At 70.7% G+C, this 18,139-nt stretch carries 19 protein-coding genes; 12 read left to right on the plus strand and 7 right to left on the minus strand.

Annotated features, from left to right (window positions below):
• Positions 1-3 precede the first annotated feature (3 nt).
• The gene (locus IW249_RS24485) at positions 4-396 is read right to left on the minus strand and encodes a YciI family protein (protein ID WP_231393993.1); all 393 of its coding nucleotides are present in this window, start codon (positions 394-396) and stop codon (positions 4-6) included.
• A 218-nt stretch (positions 397-614) separates the two neighbouring features.
• Here IW249_RS24485 and IW249_RS24490 point away from each other — a divergent pair, with 218 nt between their 5' ends.
• From IW249_RS24490 to IW249_RS24500, 3 genes are all read left to right on the plus strand, one after another.
• A complete protein-coding gene (locus IW249_RS24490) occupies positions 615-824 on the plus strand; it encodes a hypothetical protein (RefSeq protein WP_196922906.1) in 210 nt (69 codons plus the stop codon).
• A 146-nt stretch (positions 825-970) separates the two neighbouring features.
• A complete protein-coding gene (locus IW249_RS24495; RefSeq protein WP_196922907.1) occupies positions 971-1,714 on the plus strand; it encodes a neutral zinc metallopeptidase in 744 nt (247 codons plus the stop codon).
• 121 nt (positions 1,715-1,835) lie between these two features.
• Entirely contained in the window at positions 1,836-2,492 is a 657-nt protein-coding gene (locus IW249_RS24500) for an HAD family hydrolase (RefSeq protein WP_196924938.1), read from the plus strand.
• A gap of 48 nt (positions 2,493-2,540) precedes the next feature.
• On the opposite strand, the gene IW249_RS24505 is transcribed toward IW249_RS24500, so the two are convergent.
• From IW249_RS24505 to IW249_RS24525, 5 genes are all read right to left on the minus strand, one after another.
• Positions 2,541-2,918, minus strand: a complete 378-nt coding sequence (locus IW249_RS24505; protein ID WP_196922908.1) for a carboxymuconolactone decarboxylase family protein — start codon at positions 2,916-2,918, stop codon at positions 2,541-2,543.
• A 158-nt stretch (positions 2,919-3,076) separates the two neighbouring features.
• The gene (locus tag IW249_RS24510; RefSeq protein ID WP_196922909.1) at positions 3,077-5,632 is read right to left on the minus strand and encodes an ABC transporter permease; all 2,556 of its coding nucleotides are present in this window, start codon (positions 5,630-5,632) and stop codon (positions 3,077-3,079) included.
• Positions 5,632-6,399 carry an ABC transporter ATP-binding protein gene (locus IW249_RS24515; protein WP_112587338.1) on the minus strand — a complete coding sequence of 256 codons (768 nt, stop codon included), beginning with the start codon at positions 6,397-6,399 and terminating at the stop codon, positions 5,632-5,634. Before IW249_RS24515 ends, IW249_RS24510 begins: the two co-directional genes overlap by 1 nt.
• Before the next feature lie 355 nt (positions 6,400-6,754).
• Positions 6,755-7,441 (minus strand): response regulator, encoded by a 687-nt coding sequence (locus IW249_RS24520; RefSeq protein ID WP_112700581.1) that lies wholly within the window; start codon positions 7,439-7,441, stop codon positions 6,755-6,757.
• 210 nt (positions 7,442-7,651) lie between these two features.
• Positions 7,652-8,566 carry a RecB family exonuclease gene (locus IW249_RS24525; RefSeq protein WP_196922910.1) on the minus strand — a complete coding sequence of 305 codons (915 nt, stop codon included), beginning with the start codon at positions 8,564-8,566 and terminating at the stop codon, positions 7,652-7,654.
• A 140-nt stretch (positions 8,567-8,706) separates the two neighbouring features.
• On the opposite strand from IW249_RS24525, the gene IW249_RS24530 reads away from it, so the two are divergent.
• The 3 genes from IW249_RS24530 to IW249_RS24540 are packed head-to-tail and all read left to right on the plus strand — an operon-like array spanning position 8,707 to position 11,415.
• Positions 8,707-9,798, plus strand: a complete 1,092-nt coding sequence (locus tag IW249_RS24530) for a site-2 protease family protein (protein ID WP_372433047.1) — start codon at positions 8,707-8,709, stop codon at positions 9,796-9,798.
• Complete coding sequence (locus IW249_RS24535) at positions 9,795-10,796, plus strand: tRNA (adenine-N1)-methyltransferase (RefSeq protein WP_372432994.1); 1,002 nt, start codon at positions 9,795-9,797, stop codon at positions 10,794-10,796. Before IW249_RS24530 ends, IW249_RS24535 begins: the two co-directional genes overlap by 4 nt.
• Positions 10,797-10,842: 46 nt before the next feature.
• Positions 10,843-11,415, plus strand: a complete 573-nt coding sequence (locus tag IW249_RS24540; protein WP_196922912.1) for a hypothetical protein — start codon at positions 10,843-10,845, stop codon at positions 11,413-11,415.
• A 49-nt stretch (positions 11,416-11,464) separates the two neighbouring features.
• Here IW249_RS24540 and IW249_RS24545 read toward each other — a convergent pair whose 3' ends face one another.
• Entirely contained in the window at positions 11,465-11,758 is a 294-nt protein-coding gene (locus IW249_RS24545; RefSeq protein ID WP_091408893.1) for a ferredoxin, read from the minus strand.
• A gap of 178 nt (positions 11,759-11,936) precedes the next feature.
• Between IW249_RS24545 and arc the strand changes: the two genes are divergently transcribed.
• The 6 genes from arc (at position 11,937) to prcA (ending at position 18,078) form a co-directional block, all read left to right on the plus strand.
• A complete protein-coding gene (gene arc / locus IW249_RS24550; RefSeq protein ID WP_196922913.1) occupies positions 11,937-13,721 on the plus strand; it encodes a proteasome ATPase in 1,785 nt (594 codons plus the stop codon).
• 201 nt (positions 13,722-13,922) lie between these two features.
• Complete coding sequence (gene dop / locus IW249_RS24555; RefSeq protein ID WP_372432995.1) at positions 13,923-15,440, plus strand: depupylase/deamidase Dop; 1,518 nt, start codon at positions 13,923-13,925, stop codon at positions 15,438-15,440.
• A gap of 104 nt (positions 15,441-15,544) precedes the next feature.
• Complete coding sequence (locus IW249_RS24560; RefSeq protein WP_088948111.1) at positions 15,545-15,760, plus strand: ubiquitin-like protein Pup; 216 nt, start codon at positions 15,545-15,547, stop codon at positions 15,758-15,760.
• A 6-nt stretch (positions 15,761-15,766) separates the two neighbouring features.
• Positions 15,767-16,438 (plus strand): endonuclease VII domain-containing protein, encoded by a 672-nt coding sequence (locus IW249_RS24565; protein WP_196922914.1) that lies wholly within the window; start codon positions 15,767-15,769, stop codon positions 16,436-16,438.
• Positions 16,357-17,196: a proteasome subunit beta gene (gene prcB, locus IW249_RS24570; protein WP_196922915.1), complete on the plus strand. Its 840-nt coding sequence runs from the start codon at positions 16,357-16,359 to the stop codon at positions 17,194-17,196. The genes IW249_RS24565 and prcB overlap by 82 nt, the downstream gene beginning before the upstream one ends.
• Before the next feature lie 60 nt (positions 17,197-17,256).
• Complete coding sequence (gene prcA, locus IW249_RS24575) at positions 17,257-18,078, plus strand: proteasome subunit alpha (protein WP_124771101.1); 822 nt, start codon at positions 17,257-17,259, stop codon at positions 18,076-18,078.
• Positions 18,079-18,139: the final 61 nt, after the last annotated feature.

Below are 18,139 nucleotides of genomic sequence, written 5' to 3' on the forward strand. Positions count from 1 at the left end.
GGGTCAGCCGGCCAGGTCCTCGACACCGTCGAGCACGGGTCGCACGTCCACGTACCCGCCGGGGGCGTCCGGGTCGACCAGGCCGGCGGCGATCTCGGTGGCCCGGTCGAAGCTTGCGCACTCCACGATGGTGTAACCGGCGAGGACCTCCTGCGTCTCCGGGTACGGGCCGTCGGTGACCACCGGTGCCCCCGCGCGCACCTGCACCCGGCGGGCGTGCACCGGCTCGCTGAGCCCTCGGGCGTCGACCAGCTCTCCGGACTCGGCCAGCGCCTGGTGGAAGGTCTCCATGTGCTGGTGCATCGCCGCGATCTGCTCGGCCGACATCGCCGGCCGGTCGGAAGCCCGTCCCGACAGCACGTCGTAGTCCTGCTGCGACCCGTAGAGCAAAATCATGTACTTCACGGTTCTTCCCTTCTCCCACGGACACCACCCCGGCGCCCCCACAGGAAACGTCGAACCCCAAACCCCCACCCAGACATCCCACCGTCCCCGGGTCCACCCCCACCCGATCCGGTGATCATGAAGTTAGCGTCACGACACGCCGAGCGGGATGACGCTAACCTCATGATCAACAAAGGTTCGGGGTGGTGGGTGGGGCCTAGGTTGGCGGGATGACTGTGGTGTGGGTGGTGGTCGGGGGTTTCGTGCTGGTGGCGGGGGTGGCGTTTGGCGTTGTGGTGCGACGGGGGCGGGCCGATGAGGTTGGGGGCGACGAACCTCGGGCCGGGCGGGACGCTCGGGCGCGGCAGCAGCGGTACGAGACCGAGCGGCACGGTGACCAGGGTGACACGTGGCAGCGCGGTCGGGAGTCGGGCGGCTGACCGGCAGAGCGCGTGAACCGTCCGGCCCGCCCTGCGCCGACGGCGCGTGAACCGTCCGGCCGTGCCGTGCGTGACACCGGTGACGGGCGTTTCGGTCCTATCGTCGGGGTACTACCAGCCTGAGCACCGATGTCTGGGGAGGCACAGTGGGGGCACGGTTCGGACGCGACGCGCGGGGCCCGTTGGCGGGTCTGCTGATCGCCGCCCTGGTCTCCCTCGCCTGCGCCGGCGGTGGGCTGGCCGAGCCGGAGGCCGAACGGCCCGGGACGAACCCGACGGCCGCCTCGCCGGGACCGAGCACCACCCGGGCCGACAGCACCACGAGCGTCGCCGAGTTCGAGCAGGACGTCGCCGACGCGCAGGAGGTCGCCGAGCGGTACTGGACGGCCCAGTTCAAGGAATCCGGGCAGCGGTTCCGACCGATCCGCCGGATCACCCCGTACCAGCGCGACGGCGAGGTGTCCTGCGGCGGCCAGCCGTTGCCCCGCAACAACGCCGTCTACTGCTCGCAGGGCGACTTCATCGCGTACGACGTCGCCTGGTCGGTGGCGGCGTTCCGCCAGGTCGGCGACGCGTTCGTGTTCTACCTGCTCGGGCACGAGTACGCGCACGCCATCCAGGTGCGGCTCGGCATCAATTACAGCTTCACCATCCAGCAGGAGCTGCAGGCCGACTGCATGGCCGGGGCGTACCTCGGCGACTCCGTGCGCTCGGGCGCCCTGACCCTGGCCGAGGGCGACCTGGACGAGTTCCGCGAGGGGGTGGCCGCGGTCGGCGACGACCCGGACCAGCCGTGGTTCGCGGAAGGGGCGCACGGCACCGCCGAGCAGCGCACCGACATGTTCTTCCGGGGTTACGAGGGTTCCCTGAAGGAGTGCGACCTGGGCTGAGCGGGGTTGCCCGGATCACCCTGACGGCCGTTGCCGCCGCCGGCCACGGGGCGTGCTGGCAGGATCGCCGGTGTCGGTCACGACCCTGGAGGTTCCGCTGAGCAGCCATCACCCCGCCGCTGTGCTCTTCGACATGGACGGCACGTTGGTCGACAGCGAGAAGCTGTGGGACGTCGCGTTGCAGGAACTCGCCAAGGAGTACGGCGGGGAGCTCTCCGTCGACGCCCGCCAGTCGATCATCGGTACCGCCATGGCCGAGTCGATGCGCATCCTGCACGACGACCTGGGGCAGCCCGAGCGGGACCCGGAGATCAGCGCGGCGTGGATCAACGCCCGGATCCTGGACCTGTTCCGGACCGGTCTGCGCTGGCGTCCGGGGGCGTACGACCTGTTGCGTGCGGTCCGCGCGGCGGCAATCCCCACCGCGCTGGTCACCTCCAGCCCTCGCGCGCTGGTCGAGATCGCCCTGGACACCCTCGGTCGGGACAACTTCGACACGGTGGTCGCCGGCGACGAGGTGGTGGCGGCCAAGCCGCACCCCGAGCCGTACCTGACCGCGGCTCGGCTGCTGGGTGTGCCGATCGAGCGAAGCGTGGCGATCGAGGACTCGCCGACCGGGGTGGCCAGCGCGCTCGCCTCGGGCGCGGCGGTGCTGGCCGTACCGGCGGAGGTGGCGTTGCCGCGCACCGTCGGCGTACACCAGGTGGAGAGCCTGGCCGGCGTGGACCTGGAACTGCTCGCGGCGCTGCTGACCGATCGGGCCGCGACGACCGGCTGAGCTAACCCGGCGCGGGTCAGGGGCGCTCGGCTGACGGGACCGGCCGGCTCACTGGCGCTCGGCGAAGACCGCGGCGACCACCTGGTAGCTGTCGAACGCCCGCGCGGCCCCCGCGTACGCGGCCAGGTGGACGAACAGTTCGACGATCTCCTCCCTGGTCACGCCCGAGGTCAGCGCGATGCGCAGTTGCCCGCGCAGCGGCTCGTGGGTGCCGAGGGCGGCGGCGATCGCCACCGAGACCAGGCACCGGCTGCGGAGGTCCAGTCCCTCCCGGGGCCAGGCCGCGCCGAAGGTCTGCACGGTGGCGAGACGACGGAAGTCGTGCCCCACCGACGGTTCGCCCTCGCCGAGCGGTAGGACCAACGGCTGGCCGAGCAGCCGCTCGGCGTTGTCGAGTGCCCCCTGGTACGCGTCCTCATCGGTCATGTCACCGGCCCCGGCTCTCCGGCCGCCCGGTTCGCGGGCGGGCCGGCGCCCTGCCGGCAGCACCATCCTGGCAGTCGTGCACGGGTGGCCGAGGGGGAATGGGACAGGCCGAGGCCCCCGGTCGCGCGGATGGCGACCGGGGGCCTCGGCAGTGCCGATCAGTCGTGGGCGATGGCGCCCAGGACGTTGATCCGGGCCGCCCGAACGGCCGGGAGCACCGCGGCCACCACGCCGATGATGGCGGCGAGGCCGAGGAAGACACCCATCTGCCCCCAGGGCAGGATCAGGTCGGTGATGCCCTCGTCCTTGAGTGCCTCGACCACCGCGGCGCCGAGGCCGGTGCCCACCGCCACGCCGAGCAGCGCGCCGAACACCGAGATCACCACCGCCTCCACGGTGATCATGCCCATGGTCTGGGACCGACGTAGGCCGATCGCCCGCAGCAGACCCAGCTCGCGGGTCCGCTCCAGCACCGACAGGGCCAGGGTGTTGATGATGCCCAGCACAGCGATCACGATGGCCAGCGCGAGCAGGATCTGGATCATCGTGAGCAGCCCGTCGAGCGAACTGGTCTGCTGCTTGATGAACGCGTCCCGGTCGGCCACCGACACCTCGGGGCTGTCCGCGAGCAACGCCTCCACCTGCGGCTGAACGTCGGACACCCGGGTGCCCGGGGCCAGCTGGATGAAGCCCTGGATGGGCTGCGGGATGGCGAAGTCCTTCGCCGCGGTCACCGGCAGCGTCACCGGGTTGGTCAGCTGCGACGACTCGTAGATGCCGCTGATCGTGTAGGTGCGTGCCTCGCCCCGGGTCAGCTGCACATTGACGGTGGAGCCCACCGACCAGCCACGGGACGTGGCCGTGTCGGAGCTGGCGAGCATCTGGGTCGGCCCGAGCCGGTCGATGTCACCGGCGGTCGGCTTCGCGCCGAAGATCTGCCGCAGTGACGTGATGTCGCTGCTCGCCGCGACCCAGGTGCCCTCGCCGTCGATCCGCGCCATGTCGCCGTACTCGCCGTCGACCAACCGCACACCGGGCAGGGCCTTGGCCTGGTCCAGAACCGCAGGGTCGAAGGTCGGCGGACGCGGGCCGCCCTGCTGGCCGGCGATCACCAGCTCGGCCTTGATGGTGTCCTGGGCGAGCGCGCTGATGCTGCCCTTGGCCGAGTCGAGGATGACCGTGACGCCGGTGACCAGCGCGATGCCGACCATCAGCGCGGCGGCCGTGATGGCCGTACGACGGGGGTTGCGCCCGGAGTTGAGCCGGCCCAACTTGCCCGGCACCGACCAGGAGAAGATCGCCCCGAGCAGGCTCACCACCGGCCGGCTGATCAGCGGGGTCAGCAGCGCCACCCCGATGAAGGCGAACAGCACCCCACCGAGGATGGTCGACAACGTCTGACCACCGGCGTTGCCGCTGAGCCCAAGGAACAGCAGCACCGCGCCGATACCGGTGACCAGCGACCCGGCCACGGTGACCTTGGTCAACGGCCGGTCCGGGGTGGCCACGTCCTGCATGGCCGCGATCGGCGGGATCCGGGACGCCCGCAGCGCCGGCAGCAACGCCGCCACCACGGTGATCACCAGACCGACGGCGAACGAACCGATCACCGCCGCCGCCGGCACACCGATGCCGGCGAGGGTGAGCCCACCGGCGAGCTTGCCGAACAGGTACGCCAGCAGCGCGCCCACCCCGATGCCGGCGGCGAGGCCGAGCACCGACGCGATCAAGCCCACCGCGATGGCCTCCAGCACCACCGAACCGATGATCTGCCGGCCGCTGGCCCCGATGGCGCGCATCAGCGCCAACTCCCGGGTCCGCTGCGCCACGATGATCGAGAAGGTGTTGAGGATCAGGAAGGTGCCCACCAGCAGCGCCACCGCGGCGAAGCCGAGCAGGATCTTGTTGAAGAAGGACAGGCCCTCCTTCAGGCTGGCCGAGGCGTCCGCGGCCACCTGCTCGCCGGTCTTCACCTCGAAGTCCGCGCCCAGGGTGCGGGCCACGTCGTCGCGCAGCTTCTCGTCGGAGACCCCGTCGGCGGCCTGCACGGTGATGCTGCTGAACACATCCGGCTCGCCGAGCATCAGCCGCTGCGCCACCGGGGTGGTGAAGAAGACCTCGTTGACCCCGCCGATCGAGTCCCGGTCACCGCTGTAACCGAACACGCCGACCAGTGTGAAGTCCCGCTTCTTCGACTCGAACGCGGTGAGCACGCCGACCTTCTGGCCGACCTGCACCTTCGCGGCAGTGGCCAACGCCTTGTTGATGACGATCTCGTCCTCGGCCTGCGGCGCCCGCCCCTCGCGCAGCTTCAGCAGCTCGCTCTCGCCGGTCCAGTTCTCGCCCAACTGCGGCGGGCCGAACGAGGTGACCACCTTGCCGTTGCTGCCGATCACCCGGGCACCATCGGCGTTGACGACGCCCGTCGCCGAGGCCGCCCCCGGCACCTGCTTCACCCGGTCCACCAGGGCGGCCGGCAGCGGGGCGACGGTCTGCTCGCCCTCCATCTCGTTGACCTGCACCTTCGGCTTCGCCGCGACGTTCACGTCGATCTCGGAGAAACCGTCGGCGAAGACCGAGTCGAAGGAGCGACCCAGCGTGTCGGTGAGCACGAACGCGCCGGAGACGAACATCACTCCGAGCACCACCGCCAGGCCGGACAGGATCAGCCGGACCTTGCGGGCCAGCAGACTCTTCATTGTCGCGCGGAACATCAGTTGCCCACCTCGGCCGGGGTGTCCAGCTTCTTCATGGTGTCCAGCACCGTCTCGGCGGTCGGCTCGATCAGCTCCGAGACGATCTCGCCGTCGGCGAGGAAGACCACCCGGTCGGCGTACGCGGCGGCCGTCGGGTCGTGGGTCACCATCACGATGGTCTGGCCGTGCTCCCGCACCGAGTTACGCAGGAAGTTGAGCACCTCCGCGCCGGAGCGCGAGTCCAGGTTGCCGGTCGGCTCGTCCGCGAAGATCACCTCGGGGCGGGACACCAGCGCCCGCGCGCACGCCACCCGCTGCTGCTGCCCACCGGAGAGTTGCGCCGGCCGGTGGTCCAGCCGGTCCTTCAGACCCACCGTCTCGATCACCGTGTCGTACCAGGCCGGGTCCGGCTTGCGCCCGGCGATCGACAGCGGCAGCAGGATGTTCTCCTTGGCGGTCAGCGTCGGCAGCAGGTTGAACTGCTGGAAGATGAAGCCCACCTTGTCGCGCCGCAGCTTCGTCAGCCCCGCGTCGCCCAGCCCGGTGACCGTCGTCTCACCGATCGACACCGTCCCCCGGGTCACCGAGTCCAGGCCGGCCAGGCAGTGCATCAGCGTCGACTTACCGGAACCCGACGGGCCCATGATCGCGGTGAAGCGGCCACGTTCGAACTCCGCGCTGACCCCCCGCAGCGCGACGACCTGAGCCTCGCCGCTGCCGTACACCTTCCACACGTCGTTCGCCCGGGCCGCGGCCTGCGCCTGCTGGCCTACCGTCGCGGTCACGTCATCTACCTCTTCCGTCTGTCCGAAAATGCACGCCGCCCCCCGATGGTCCGGCGCGACTGTTCAATCATCGGTGCTGAGTACGCCCACCCCGTCCGACCCTGGGGGGACCCGGCGCGGATTTCCCGCTGCGGGTGCACCCCCATGCCGCATCAGGGTTGCCCCTGAGTCGACGGCCGGTCGACCGTTTTTCCCCACGGCGGCGGGCGGCAGCACCGACACTTCCACCTGACGCCACAGGAGGGTCAACCGAACCAGGCCATCTCCGGTCACGGTAGGTGACGGCGGCAACGGTGGCCGTCCCCCCACGGAGGGATCTTCGAGTACGCCGGGTGAGGTACCCGGGCCGGTCCGGCTACGCCCGAGGGCGGACCAGTCCCGACTCGTACGCCAGCACCACCGCCTGCACCCGGTCGCGCAGCCGCAGCTTCGTCAGCACATGCCCGACGTGGGTCTTGATGGTGGTCTCGCTCACCGACAGGACCGTCGCGATCTCGGCGTTGGACAGCCCTCGGGCGACCTGCACGAGCACCTCGCGCTCCCGGTCGGTGAGCGCGTTGAGCGCCGCCGACGGTGTCGCCGCCGGGTCGGGCAGCAACTCGGCGAAGCGGTCCAGCAGTCGCCGCAGGATCCGCGGGGCCACCACCGCGTCCCCGCCGGCGACCGTGCGGATCGCCGCGATCAGGTCCTCCGCCGGCACATCCTTGGCCAGGAACCCGCTGGCGCCGGCCCGCAACGCACCCACCACGTACTCGTCCAGGTCGAAGGTGGTGAGCACCAGCACCCGTACCGGCAACCGGGCATCGACGATGGCCCGGGTCGCCGCCACCCCGTCCATCCGGGGCATCCGGATGTCCATCAGCACGACGTCGGGCAGCAGCCGGCGGGACAGCTCCACCGCCTCCACGCCGTCACCGGCCTCGGCCACCACGTCCAGGTCGCTCTCGGCGCCCAGCACCATCCGGAACCCGGTCCGCAGCAGCGGCTGGTCGTCGGCGAGCAGGATCCGCACCGGCCGCGCCGAGGGCGCCTGATCGCTCATCTCGTCTCCCGTCCCGCCGACGTCCTGGCGCGCACCGGTCATCCTCGCGTACCGGAGCCGGTGCGTCGCGGATCACCGTAGAGGCCGGCCGGTCGCCCTGTCCCGACCGCGACGGCACCGCTGCGGTCGGGTCTCCGGCGTCGGCCCGTGGCAGGCGATTCCCGGCGGCCCGAATCGCCGCGCCGGGCGTACGGGTCGGTCAGCAGGCCGTCACTCGTCGGCGCCCGGTGTCACCGGCGTGGACCGGGAGTCGCGCAGCGGGTCGGCGCTCGCCGCGGCGACCGGGAACGGCGGCGGGGTGCCACCGAAGCTGGGACAGAGCGCCTGGTGGCTGCACCAGTCGCAGAGCCGGCTCGGCCGGGGCCGGAAATCCTGCCGGGCGGTGGCCTGCTCGATCGCCCGCCACAACGCCACCACTGTGCGCTCGAAGCGGACCAGCTCGTCGGCGTCCGGGGTGTAGTCCAACACCTCGGCGTCGCGCAGGTAGAGCAGCCGCAGCACCCGGGGCACCACCCCCCGGGTGCGCCACAGCACCAGGGCGTAGAACTTCAGCTGGAACAGCGCCCGCGCCTCGAACGCCTCCCGCGGAGCGCCGCCGGTCTTGTAGTCGACCACCCGCAGCGCGCCGTCCGGAGCGACGTCGAGCCGGTCGAGGTAACCCCGGATCAGCAACTCCTCGTCGACGACCGCGGAGATCAGGCTCTCGCGTTCGGCCGGCTCCAGCCGGGTCGGGTCCTCCACCGCGAAGTAACCCTGCAACAGCCCGGCGGCGGAGCGGAGGAACTCCACCGGGCCGGCCGGCTCCGCCCCGTCGAAGATCCCGGCCAGCTCCGGCTGCTCGGTGACCAGCCGGTCCCACTGGGGGGCCACCAGGTCGCCGGCCGCCTCCGGTGTGCGGCCGGTGGCCGGCAGGTCGAACAGGCGCTCCAGCACCGCGTGCACCAACGTGCCCCGGGCCTGCTCGATGGTGGTGCGCTCGGGCAGCCGGTCGATGCTGCGGAACCGGTAGAGCAGCGGGCAGGTCTTGAAATCCGCCGCCCGCGACGGGGACAGCGAGGCCCGCACCGTCGGCGGCGTCGGCGCCGCGGGGGAGGGTTGGGAGGTGGTGACCGATTCCGCCGTCATGTCGGCAAAGGTTAGGGCACCGGTGTGACACCGACCGCCGCCCGCCCCACACAGCGACGGTCCGTAGCATCGTGGCGATGGAGCAGACAACCAGGCCGCCGCGCCGACCAGACCGACGCCTCGGCCTGAACGTCGGCCGGGTGTTCGGGGTGCCGCTGCACCTCAACGGCTCCATGGTCCTGCTCGCGGTGCTCATCGCGGTGCTGTACGGCGAGTTCGCCCGCCGACAACTGGACCTTCCGCAGCTCAGCGGCTACCTGATCGGGTTCGGGTTCGTCGTGTCGCTCCTCGGCTCGGTGCTGCTGCACGAGCTCGGCCACGCCCTCACCGCCCGGCGCTACGGCATCGGTGTGCGCGGGATCACCCTGGAACTGCTCGGCGGCTACACCGAGATGGACCGGGACGCCCCGTCGCCCCGCGTCGACCTGCTGGTCTCGCTGGCCGGCCCGGCGGTCTCCGCGGTGCTCGGCGTCCTGGCGGTCGCCGCCACTCTCGCCCTGCCCGAGGGGACCGTGGCACACCAGCTCGCCTTCCAGCTCGCGGTCAGCAACGTCATCGTGGCGCTGTTCAACAGCCTGCCCGGGTTGCCGCTCGACGGCGGCCGGGCGCTGCGCGCCGCCGTCTGGGGCCTGACCCGCGACCGGCACCTCGGCACCGAGGTCGCCGGGTGGGCCGGCCGGATCGTCGCCGTCGGCACCGCCGCCCTGGTCCTGCTGCTCACCGTCGAGCGGCGGCTGGCGCCGTTGGCGCTGCCGCTGATGCTGCTGGTCGCCGTCACCCTCTGGCGCGGCGCCGGGCAGTCGATCCGGGCCGCCCGGGTCAGCCGCCGGTTCCCGCTGATCGACCTCGCCCGGCTGGCCCGGCCGGCCTGGCCGGTGGCCACCGGAACGCCGCTGGCCGAGGCCCAACGCCGACACGCCGAGAGCGGGCAGCCCGGCTCCGCGCTGCTGGTCACCGACTCCACCGGTCGACCGGTGGCGCTGGTCGACCCGGCCGCCGCCGACGCGGTGCCGGTCGAGCGCCGACCGTGGCTGGCGGTCGACGCCGTAGCCCGGTCACTGGGCACACTTCCCACGTTGCCGGTCGGGTGGGACGGCGAGCGGGTGATGGAGGCCGTACAGACCCACCCGGGCGCGCAGTACGTGGTGACGTCAGGCGAAGATGTCGTCGGCATTCTGCACATCGCGGACCTGGCCCAGCTCCTCGAACCCAACCGGAAGATGACACCGTGACCGCAACTCCCTCCACCGTCGCCGCCGACCCCGCCAACCCGGCGCTGACACCCGTGCACCGGGGGCCGTTCCGGCCCGGCGACCGGGTCCAGCTGACCGACCCCAAGGGGCGGATGCACACAGTGACGCTGGAGCCCGGCAAGGAGTTCCACACCCACCGCGGCATCCTGGCGCACGACGCGCTGATCGGGCTCCCCGACGGCAGCGTGGTGACCACCTCCGGGGGCGGCACCGCCTTCCTGGCCCTGCGGCCACTCCTGTCGGACTACGTGCTGTCCATGCCGCGCGGCGCCCAGGTCATCTACCCGAAGGACTCGGCGCAGATCGTCGCGATGGGCGACATCTTCCCCGGCGCCAAGGTCCTCGAGGCCGGCGCCGGCTCCGGCGCGCTGAGCTGCTCCCTGCTGCGCGCCGTCGGCACCGAGGGTGAGCTGCACTCGTTCGAGCTGCGTGACGACTTCGCCCAGATCGCCAAGCGCAACGTCGAGGCGTTCTTCAACGGGCCGCACCCCTCGTGGAACCTGCATGTCGGCGACGTCGCGCAGTGCCAGGAGACCGGCTTCGACCGGATCATCCTGGACATGCTGACCCCCTGGGAGACCCTCGACATGGTCGAGCGGGCGCTGGTCCCCGGTGGGGTGTTCATCGGCTACGTCGCCACCACACCGCAGCTCTCCGAGCTGGTGGAGGCGCTCCGCGAGCGCGGCGGCTGGACCGAGCCGCGGGCCTGGGAGTCCCTGGTGCGTGACTGGCACGCCGAGGGCCTCGCCGTCCGCCCGGACCACCGCATGATCGCGCACACCGCCTTCCTGGTGTCCGCGCGCAAGCTGGCCCCGGGGGTCACCGCGCCGCCGCGCCGGCGCAAGCCCAGCAAGGGCACCGAGGCGTACGCGCAGCGCCGCCAGGACCTGCGCGAGGCGGAGGCGGCCCGACAGGCCGCGGCCGCCCAGGCGGCAGGCGCCCAGGCCGACGGTGCGGGGGAGATGGACAGGCCGTGACCATCGAGCTGGGTGTCGGCACCGCCGAGCACTGGGAGACGCTGGCATGAGCCGACCGGGCTACGGCGGTGGAGACCTCCCCGCGGTCTTTCCCGACTGGTCGCCCTACCAGGACCTGGAATCAGCGGCGCGGGCCTACCTGCGCGACCCGGACGTTGCCCTGGAGGCGCTCGGCGGCGTGCTGCGTGGCGCGTCGGTGCTCGGTTTCACCCTGGAACGCTTCGTCAACGAGGTCAACGGGGTGTGGCAGGAGGTCGTCGTCTGCGATGGCAGTCGGCTGATTCTCTGGCACGGCGAGGACGTACCTCCGGAGGAGGGCCCGCCGGGCTCGATGACCTCGTCGCTGCGGGTGGTGCCGGTCTCCACAGTCACCGAGGTGGGCTGCCGTCGGCGGCTCAACCGTGCCGAGAGCGGCGAGATCAGGGTCGACAGCATCGACGTCTACCTGCTGCTCACCTCGTTGGACGAGGCGCCGCCGAGCGAGGAGATGGCGGGCACCCCCCGACACGACGCGCTCCGCTTCGGCAAGACCCTCGACGACGGCGGGGCCGGGCAGATCGCCCGGTTGGAGGAGTTCGCGCGGTTGGTCGCCTCGGTGGTCGGCCGTCCGCTGCTCTGAGGCGTACCCCGTACCGGGCCCGGCCGGGCCGCGTGGCCCGGCCGGTGGGTCAGTCTTCCTCGGCGTCCGGGCCGGCGACCTCGACGCCGTCGCCGCGCACCACGTGGATGCAGTCGCCCGGGCACTCCTTCGCGGAGTCGATCACCTCGAGCCGCAGGTGCGCGGGGACGTCGACCCGGCTGCCCGGTGCCATCCGCAGCTCACCGTCGACGCCCTTGACGTAGGCCAGGCCGTCGATGTCGAACTCGAACACCTCCGGCGCGTACTGCACGCAGAGCCCGTCGCCCGTGCAGAGGTCCTGGTCGACCCAGACCTGCAGTTCGTCGGTCGCGACCTCGGCCACCTGTGCACCCCCCATGTTCTCCCGTGCCACGCTCCGACGGTACCTGAACGCCGGTAACGGCCCGTCAGGCCACCCTTGGCGATCAAGGTTCGGTGACGAGGGTGTTGCGTGGGACCGAATCGGCCTCATAGCGGCTAGTGTTAGGGCAGAACGTTCAAGCCCCCCGGGGAGGTGGGACGTGGCAGCACGTAGCGACGACGCGGACTCGCGCGCCGCACGGTGGGAGAAGGAAGCCCACGATCTCTCCACGCAGGTCGCGTTCCTGCAAGAGGAACTCGCCCTGGTGCGGCGCAAGTTGACCGAAAGCCCCCGACACGTCCGGCAGCTCGAAGAGCGGCTGGCGGCCACCCAGGCACAGTTGGCGCGGCTGACCGAGAACAACGACCGGCTGGTGAGCACCCTCAAGGAAGCTCGCACGCAGATCGTGACGCTCAAGGAGGAGATCGACCGGCTCGCGCAACCGCCGAGCGGGTACGGCGTCTTCCTGGCCAAGCACGAGGACGGCACGGTGGACGTGTTCACCGGCGGCCGCAAACTACGGGTCGCGGTCTCGCCCTCGCTCGACGTGGGTGACCTGCGGCGCGGCCAGGAGGTCCTGCTCAACGACGCGCTCAACATCGTCGACGCGTTCGGTTACGAGCGGGTCGGCGAAGTGGTGATGCTCAAGGAGATCCTGGAGGGACCGAACGGCGGGCCGGGCGACCGGGCGCTGGTGGTCTCCCACTCCGACGAGGAGCGCATCGTGCACCTCGCCGAGACGCTCATCGGCTCGGCGATCCGGGCCGGCGACTCGCTCATGATCGAGCCCCGCTCGGCGTACGCGTACGAGCGGATCCCGAAGAGCGAGGTCGAGGAGCTGGTCCTGGAGGAGGTGCCCGACGTCGACTACGGCGACATCGGTGGCCTCCAGTCGCAGATCGAGCAGATCCGCGACGCGGTGGAGTTGCCGTTCCTGCACGCGGACCTGTTCCGTGAGCACCAGCTCCGCCCACCCAAGGGCATCCTGCTCTACGGCCCGCCCGGCTGCGGTAAGACGCTCATCGCCAAGGCGGTGGCCAACTCGCTGGCCAAGAAGATCGCCGAGCGGCAGGGCAAGGAGAAGCACACCAGCTTCTTCCTCAACATCAAGGGCCCGGAGCTGCTCAACAAGTACGTCGGTGAGACCGAGCGGCACATCCGGCTGATCTTCCAGCGTGCCCGGGAGAAGGCCGGCGAGGGCACGCCGGTGATCGTGTTCTTCGACGAGATGGACTCGATCTTCCGGACCCGCGGCTCCGGTGTCTCCTCCGACGTGGAGAACACGATCGTCCCGCAGCTGCTCAGCGAGATCGACGGCGTGGAGGGGCTGGAGAACGTCATCGTCATCGGCGCCTCCAACCGGGAAGACATGATCGACCCGGCGATCCTGCGCCCCGGTCGCCTCGACGTGAAGATCAAGATCGAGCGACCGGACGCCGAGGCGGCCAAGGACATCTTCTCCAAGTACATCCTCTCCGGGCTGCCCCTGCACCCGGACGACCTGGCCGAACACGGCAGCGACGCCCAGGCCACCGTCGCGGCGATGATCGACGCCGTGGTGCTGCGGATGTACTCCGAAACCGAGGAGAACCGATTCCTCGAGGTCACCTACGCCAACGGTGACAAGGAAGTCCTCTACTTCAAGGACTTCAACTCCGGCGCGATGATCCAGAACATCGTCGACCGGAGCAAGAAGATGGCCATCAAGGAGTTCCTCACCTCGGGTCGCAAGGGGCTGCGCCTGCAGCACCTGCTCGACGCCTGCGTCGACGAGTTCCGCGAGAACGAAGACCTCCCCAACACCACCAACCCCGACGACTGGGCGCGCATCTCCGGCAAGAAGGGCGAGCGGATCGTCTACATCCGCACGCTCGTCTCCGGCGGCAAGGGCGCCGAGGCCGGCCGGTCCATCGAGACCGCCAGCAACACCGGCCAGTACCTCTGACCCACCAGCGAGGGTGTCCGCCATCCCGGCGGACACCCTCGCTGCGGGTAGGTCAGGGCGTCGCCCCGGCAGCGAATTCCGACACCGAATCCACCGAACTGTTCCGCCCCGCCGGCACTCACCTACAGAGTGCAGGCGCCCAGGGCGGACTACGCTCGACCTGACGGTGGACCGGGTCGGGCGAGCGAAGCGGGTAGGTCGATGAGCGTAAGACGGATCATGGGCACCGAGGTCGAGTACGGCATCTCCGTGCCCGGGCAGGCCGGGGCCAACCCGATGGTCACCTCATCGCAGGTGGTCAACGCCTACGGGGCACGTCCGGAACTCAACCGGGGCGGCCGGGCACGGTGGGACTACGAGGAAGAGTCGCCGCTGCGCGACGCCCGCGGCTTCACCTACTCCGGTGCCGCGTACGACCCCGCCGAGGCCCTCGCGGACGAAGACCTCGGCCTAGCCAACGTGATACTCACCAACGGCGCACGGCTCTACGTCGACCACGCCCACCCCGAATACTCCACCCCGGAGGTCACCACCCCCCGCGACATCGTGCGCTGGGACAAGGCCGGCGAGCGGGTGATGGCCGAGGCGTCGCGCCGAGCCGCCACCATCCCCGGCACCCAGCCGATCCACCTCTACAAGAACAACACCGACAACAAGGGCGCCAGCTACGGCGCCCACGAGAACTACCTGATGCGCCGGCAGACGCCGTTCGCCGACATCGTGGCGTACCTGACGCCGTTCTTCGTCACCCGGCAGATCGTCTGCGGCGCCGGCCGGGTCGGCATCGGTCAGGACGGCGGCCAGAGCGGCTTCCAGATCTCCCAGCGCGCCGACTTCTTCGAGGTCGAGGTGGGCCTGGAGACCACCCTGAAGCGGCCCATCATCAACACCCGCGACGAGCCGCACGCCGACGCCGACAAGTACCGCCGGCTGCACGTCATCATCGGCGACGCCAACCTCTCCGAGATCTCCACCTACCTCAAGGTCGGCACGACCGCGCTGATCCTCACCATGATCGAGGAGAAGGCGCTCGGCGCCGACCTCGGCATCGCCGACCCGGTCAGCGAGCTGCGCGCCGTCAGCCACGACCCCGCCCTGACGCACCGCATGCGACTGCGCGACGGCCGTCGGCTCACCGCCCTCGACCTGCAGTGGGCGTACCTGGAGCGGGTCCGGTCCTTTGTCGACGACCGGTACGGCACCGACGCCGACGAGCAGACCATCGACGTGCTCGACCGCTGGGAGAGCGTCCTCGACCGGCTGGGCCGGGACCCGATGCTCTGCGCCGACGAGTTGGACTGGGTGGCCAAGCTGCGACTGCTGGAGGGCTACCGGGAGCGGGAGAAGCTCGGCTGGGGCGCGCACAAGCTGCAACTCGTCGACCTTCAGTACTCCGACGTCCGGCCGGAGAAGGGCCTCTACCACCGGCTGGTCAGCCGGGGGGCGATGAAGACGCTGCTCACCGACGACGAGACGCGCAGCGCGATGACCGAGCCGCCGGAGGACACCAGGGCCTACTTCCGGGGGCGCTGCCTCGCCCAGTACGCCTCCGAGGTGGTCGCCGCGAGCTGGGACTCGGTGATCTTCGACGTGGGCCGGGAGTCGCTGGTTCGGGTGCCGATGATGGAACCGGAGCGGGGGACGCGCGCGCACGTCGGTGCCCTGTTCGACCGCTGCGCCAGCGCCAAGGACCTGCTGGAGACGTTGACCGGAGGCTGAGCCCCGGTGCGAATGCCCGCCGTGTGCCGCAAGCCGGCGCGCGGCGGGCTTTTCGTCGCCTGCGCGAGGTAAGTTCATCGCAGACGATCGTGGAGGAGGCAGCAATGGCCACTCATGACAGCGGCGGCCAGTCGCAGTCCGGCAAGTCCCGTCAGGGCGAGGAAATCGAGGACGTCACCACCGAGGCCAACCCCGAGGTGGCCGAGCGGCACGCCGAGATCACCGAGGACGTCGACGACCTCCTCGACGAGATCGACTCCGTCCTCGAGGAAAACGCAGAAGAATTCGTGAGGGGTTACGTCCAGAAAGGGGGGGAATAGAGGCATATGTCCGATTCGGCAGACCTCCCGGACAAGGTATGCCCGCAGTGCAAGAGAACGCTGTGCAGCACGGAGTTTCACCGTGACCGCCGACGTGTAGACGGGCTCGCCTTCTACTGCAAAGCCTGTGCCGCTGTCCGGTCGGAGGCGAGCCGGCGCAAGCGCGGCATTGCTCCGCAGCGGAGGTCGCCCACGCCCGTCGGGGAAGGTCTCAAGTGGTGTCCGGACTGCGAGCAGATCAAGCCTCTGGACGACTTTCCCACCACGACTACCAAGGCCAGCGGCCGGCACAGCTACTGCAAACCCTGCCATAATGCCCGGGGTAAGGAGACAGCGCAGCGGCTCTACGGCGGGACTCGCGAGTACCACCTGCGGCGGCGGTACGGCGTGGGCGAGAAGGAGTTTCAGGAGCTCCTGGCCGAGCAGGGCGGGGTCTGCGCGATCTGTGGCGGTGCCGACCCGCAACATCTGGACCACGATCATCGCACCGGATGGGTGCGCGGGATACTCTGCTTCAACTGCAACGGTGGTCTTGGCCAGTTCCGTGACAGTCCCATGAGGCTGGCCAGGGCGATCACGTACCTGAGAGGAACCACGTGGCAGCGGGCTTTGATCCATCCGGGCGTCTACCAGATGTGTTCACCAACGCGGGGACGTCCTCCTTCACGACGTTTCTGAGTCGGGTGGCCCCCGAGATGCTGCCCGGTCGGCGACCGCTGCCGCCGGGCATGGCCGCCGACCTGGCACCGCACGCGACCACCATCGTGGCCATCGCGGCCGCCGAGGGTGTGGTGATGGCCGGTGACCGACGGGCCACCATGGGCAATCTGATCGCTCAGCGCGACATCGAGAAGGTGCACCCGGCCGACGCGTACTCGCTGGTCGGCATCGCGGGCACCGCGGGCATCGGGATCGAGCTGATGCGACTGTTCCAGGTGGAGCTGGAGCACTACGAGAAGATCGAGGGCGCGATGCTCTCGTTGGACGGCAAGGCCAACCGGCTGGCCTCGATGATCCGGGGCAACCTGGGCGCGGCCATGCAGGGGCTCGCCGTGGTGCCGCTCTTCGCCGGCTTCGACCTGGCTGCCGCCGACCCGGCGCGGGCCGGTCGGATCTTCAGCTTCGACGTGACCGGTGGCCCGTACGAGGAGACCGGCTACGACGCGATCGGGTCCGGGTCGTTGTTCGCCAAGTCCGCGTTGAAGAAGCGTTTCCGCGCCGGGCTGTCGGTCGCCGACGCGACCCGGCTGGCGGTCGAGGCGCTCTACGACGCGGCTGACGACGACACCGCGACCGGCGGTCCCGACCTGACCCGGCGGATCTACCCGGTGGTGATGACCGCTACCGCCGAGGGCACCTACCGGCTCACCGACGCCGAGACGGCGACGATCGCCGAGGGCGTGGTCGCCGGCCGGATGGAGAACCCGGGCGGTTAGTCTCGTCCACCCCCACCAGCCAGCAGTCGTCAGCACAGCGCCGTAAGGAGAACCGCCGCCGTGGCCATGCAGTTCTACGCCTCGCCCGAACAGATCATGCGCGACCGTTCCGAGTTGGCCCGCAAGGGCATCGCCCGGGGGCGCAGCGCGGTGGTCTTGAGTTACTCCGGCGGCGTGCTCTTCGTCGCGGAGAACCTTTCCAGCGCCCTGCACAAGGTCAGTGAGATCTACGACCGGATCGGCTTCGCCGCTGTCGGTCGGTACAACGAGTTCGAGAATCTCCGTCGGGCCGGTGTGCGGATGGCCGACCTGAACGGGCTCAGCTACGACCGGCGGGACGTGACCGGGCGCGCCCTGGCCAATGCGTTCGCGCAGACCCTGGGTGCGATCTTCACCGAGCAGTCGAAGCCGTTCGAGGTGGAGATCTGCGTGGCGGAGGTGGGGGCCACCGCCGCCGAGGACGAGTTGTACCGGCTCACCTACGACGGTTCGGTGAACGACGAGCCGGGGCGGATGGCGATGGGCGGTCAGGCCGAGGCCATCACCGGTGTGCTGAAGTCCAACCACCGGCCCGACATGTCGCTCGGGGAGGCCGCGAAGGTCGCCGTGCAGGCCCTGAGCAGTGTCGGCGGGGAGGGCGGGGCGGCCCGGACGATCGCCGCGAACCAGCTCGAGGTGGCGGTACTGGACCGTCAGCGGGTCGGCCGGACGTTCCGGCGGATCACCGGGGCCGCGCTGACCGCGCTGTTGGACGGGAAGGCGGCGCCGCCGGCGAGCGACCTGCCGGACACGCCGAGCGTGCCGACCGGGGAGGCGGGTAAGCCGACCAGTTCGGCGGGCTCCGCGGACCTGGAGGATCGGCCCGGGCAGGCCGACAGCTGACTGTGTGACGAGAAAGCGCCGGGGCCCGCGTGAGTGGGCCCCGGCGCTGTCGTCTGGGTAC

The sequence above is a fragment of the Micromonospora vinacea genome (assembly GCF_015751785.1).
GTDB classification, from domain to species: Bacteria; Actinomycetota; Actinomycetes; order Mycobacteriales; family Micromonosporaceae; genus Micromonospora; species Micromonospora vinacea.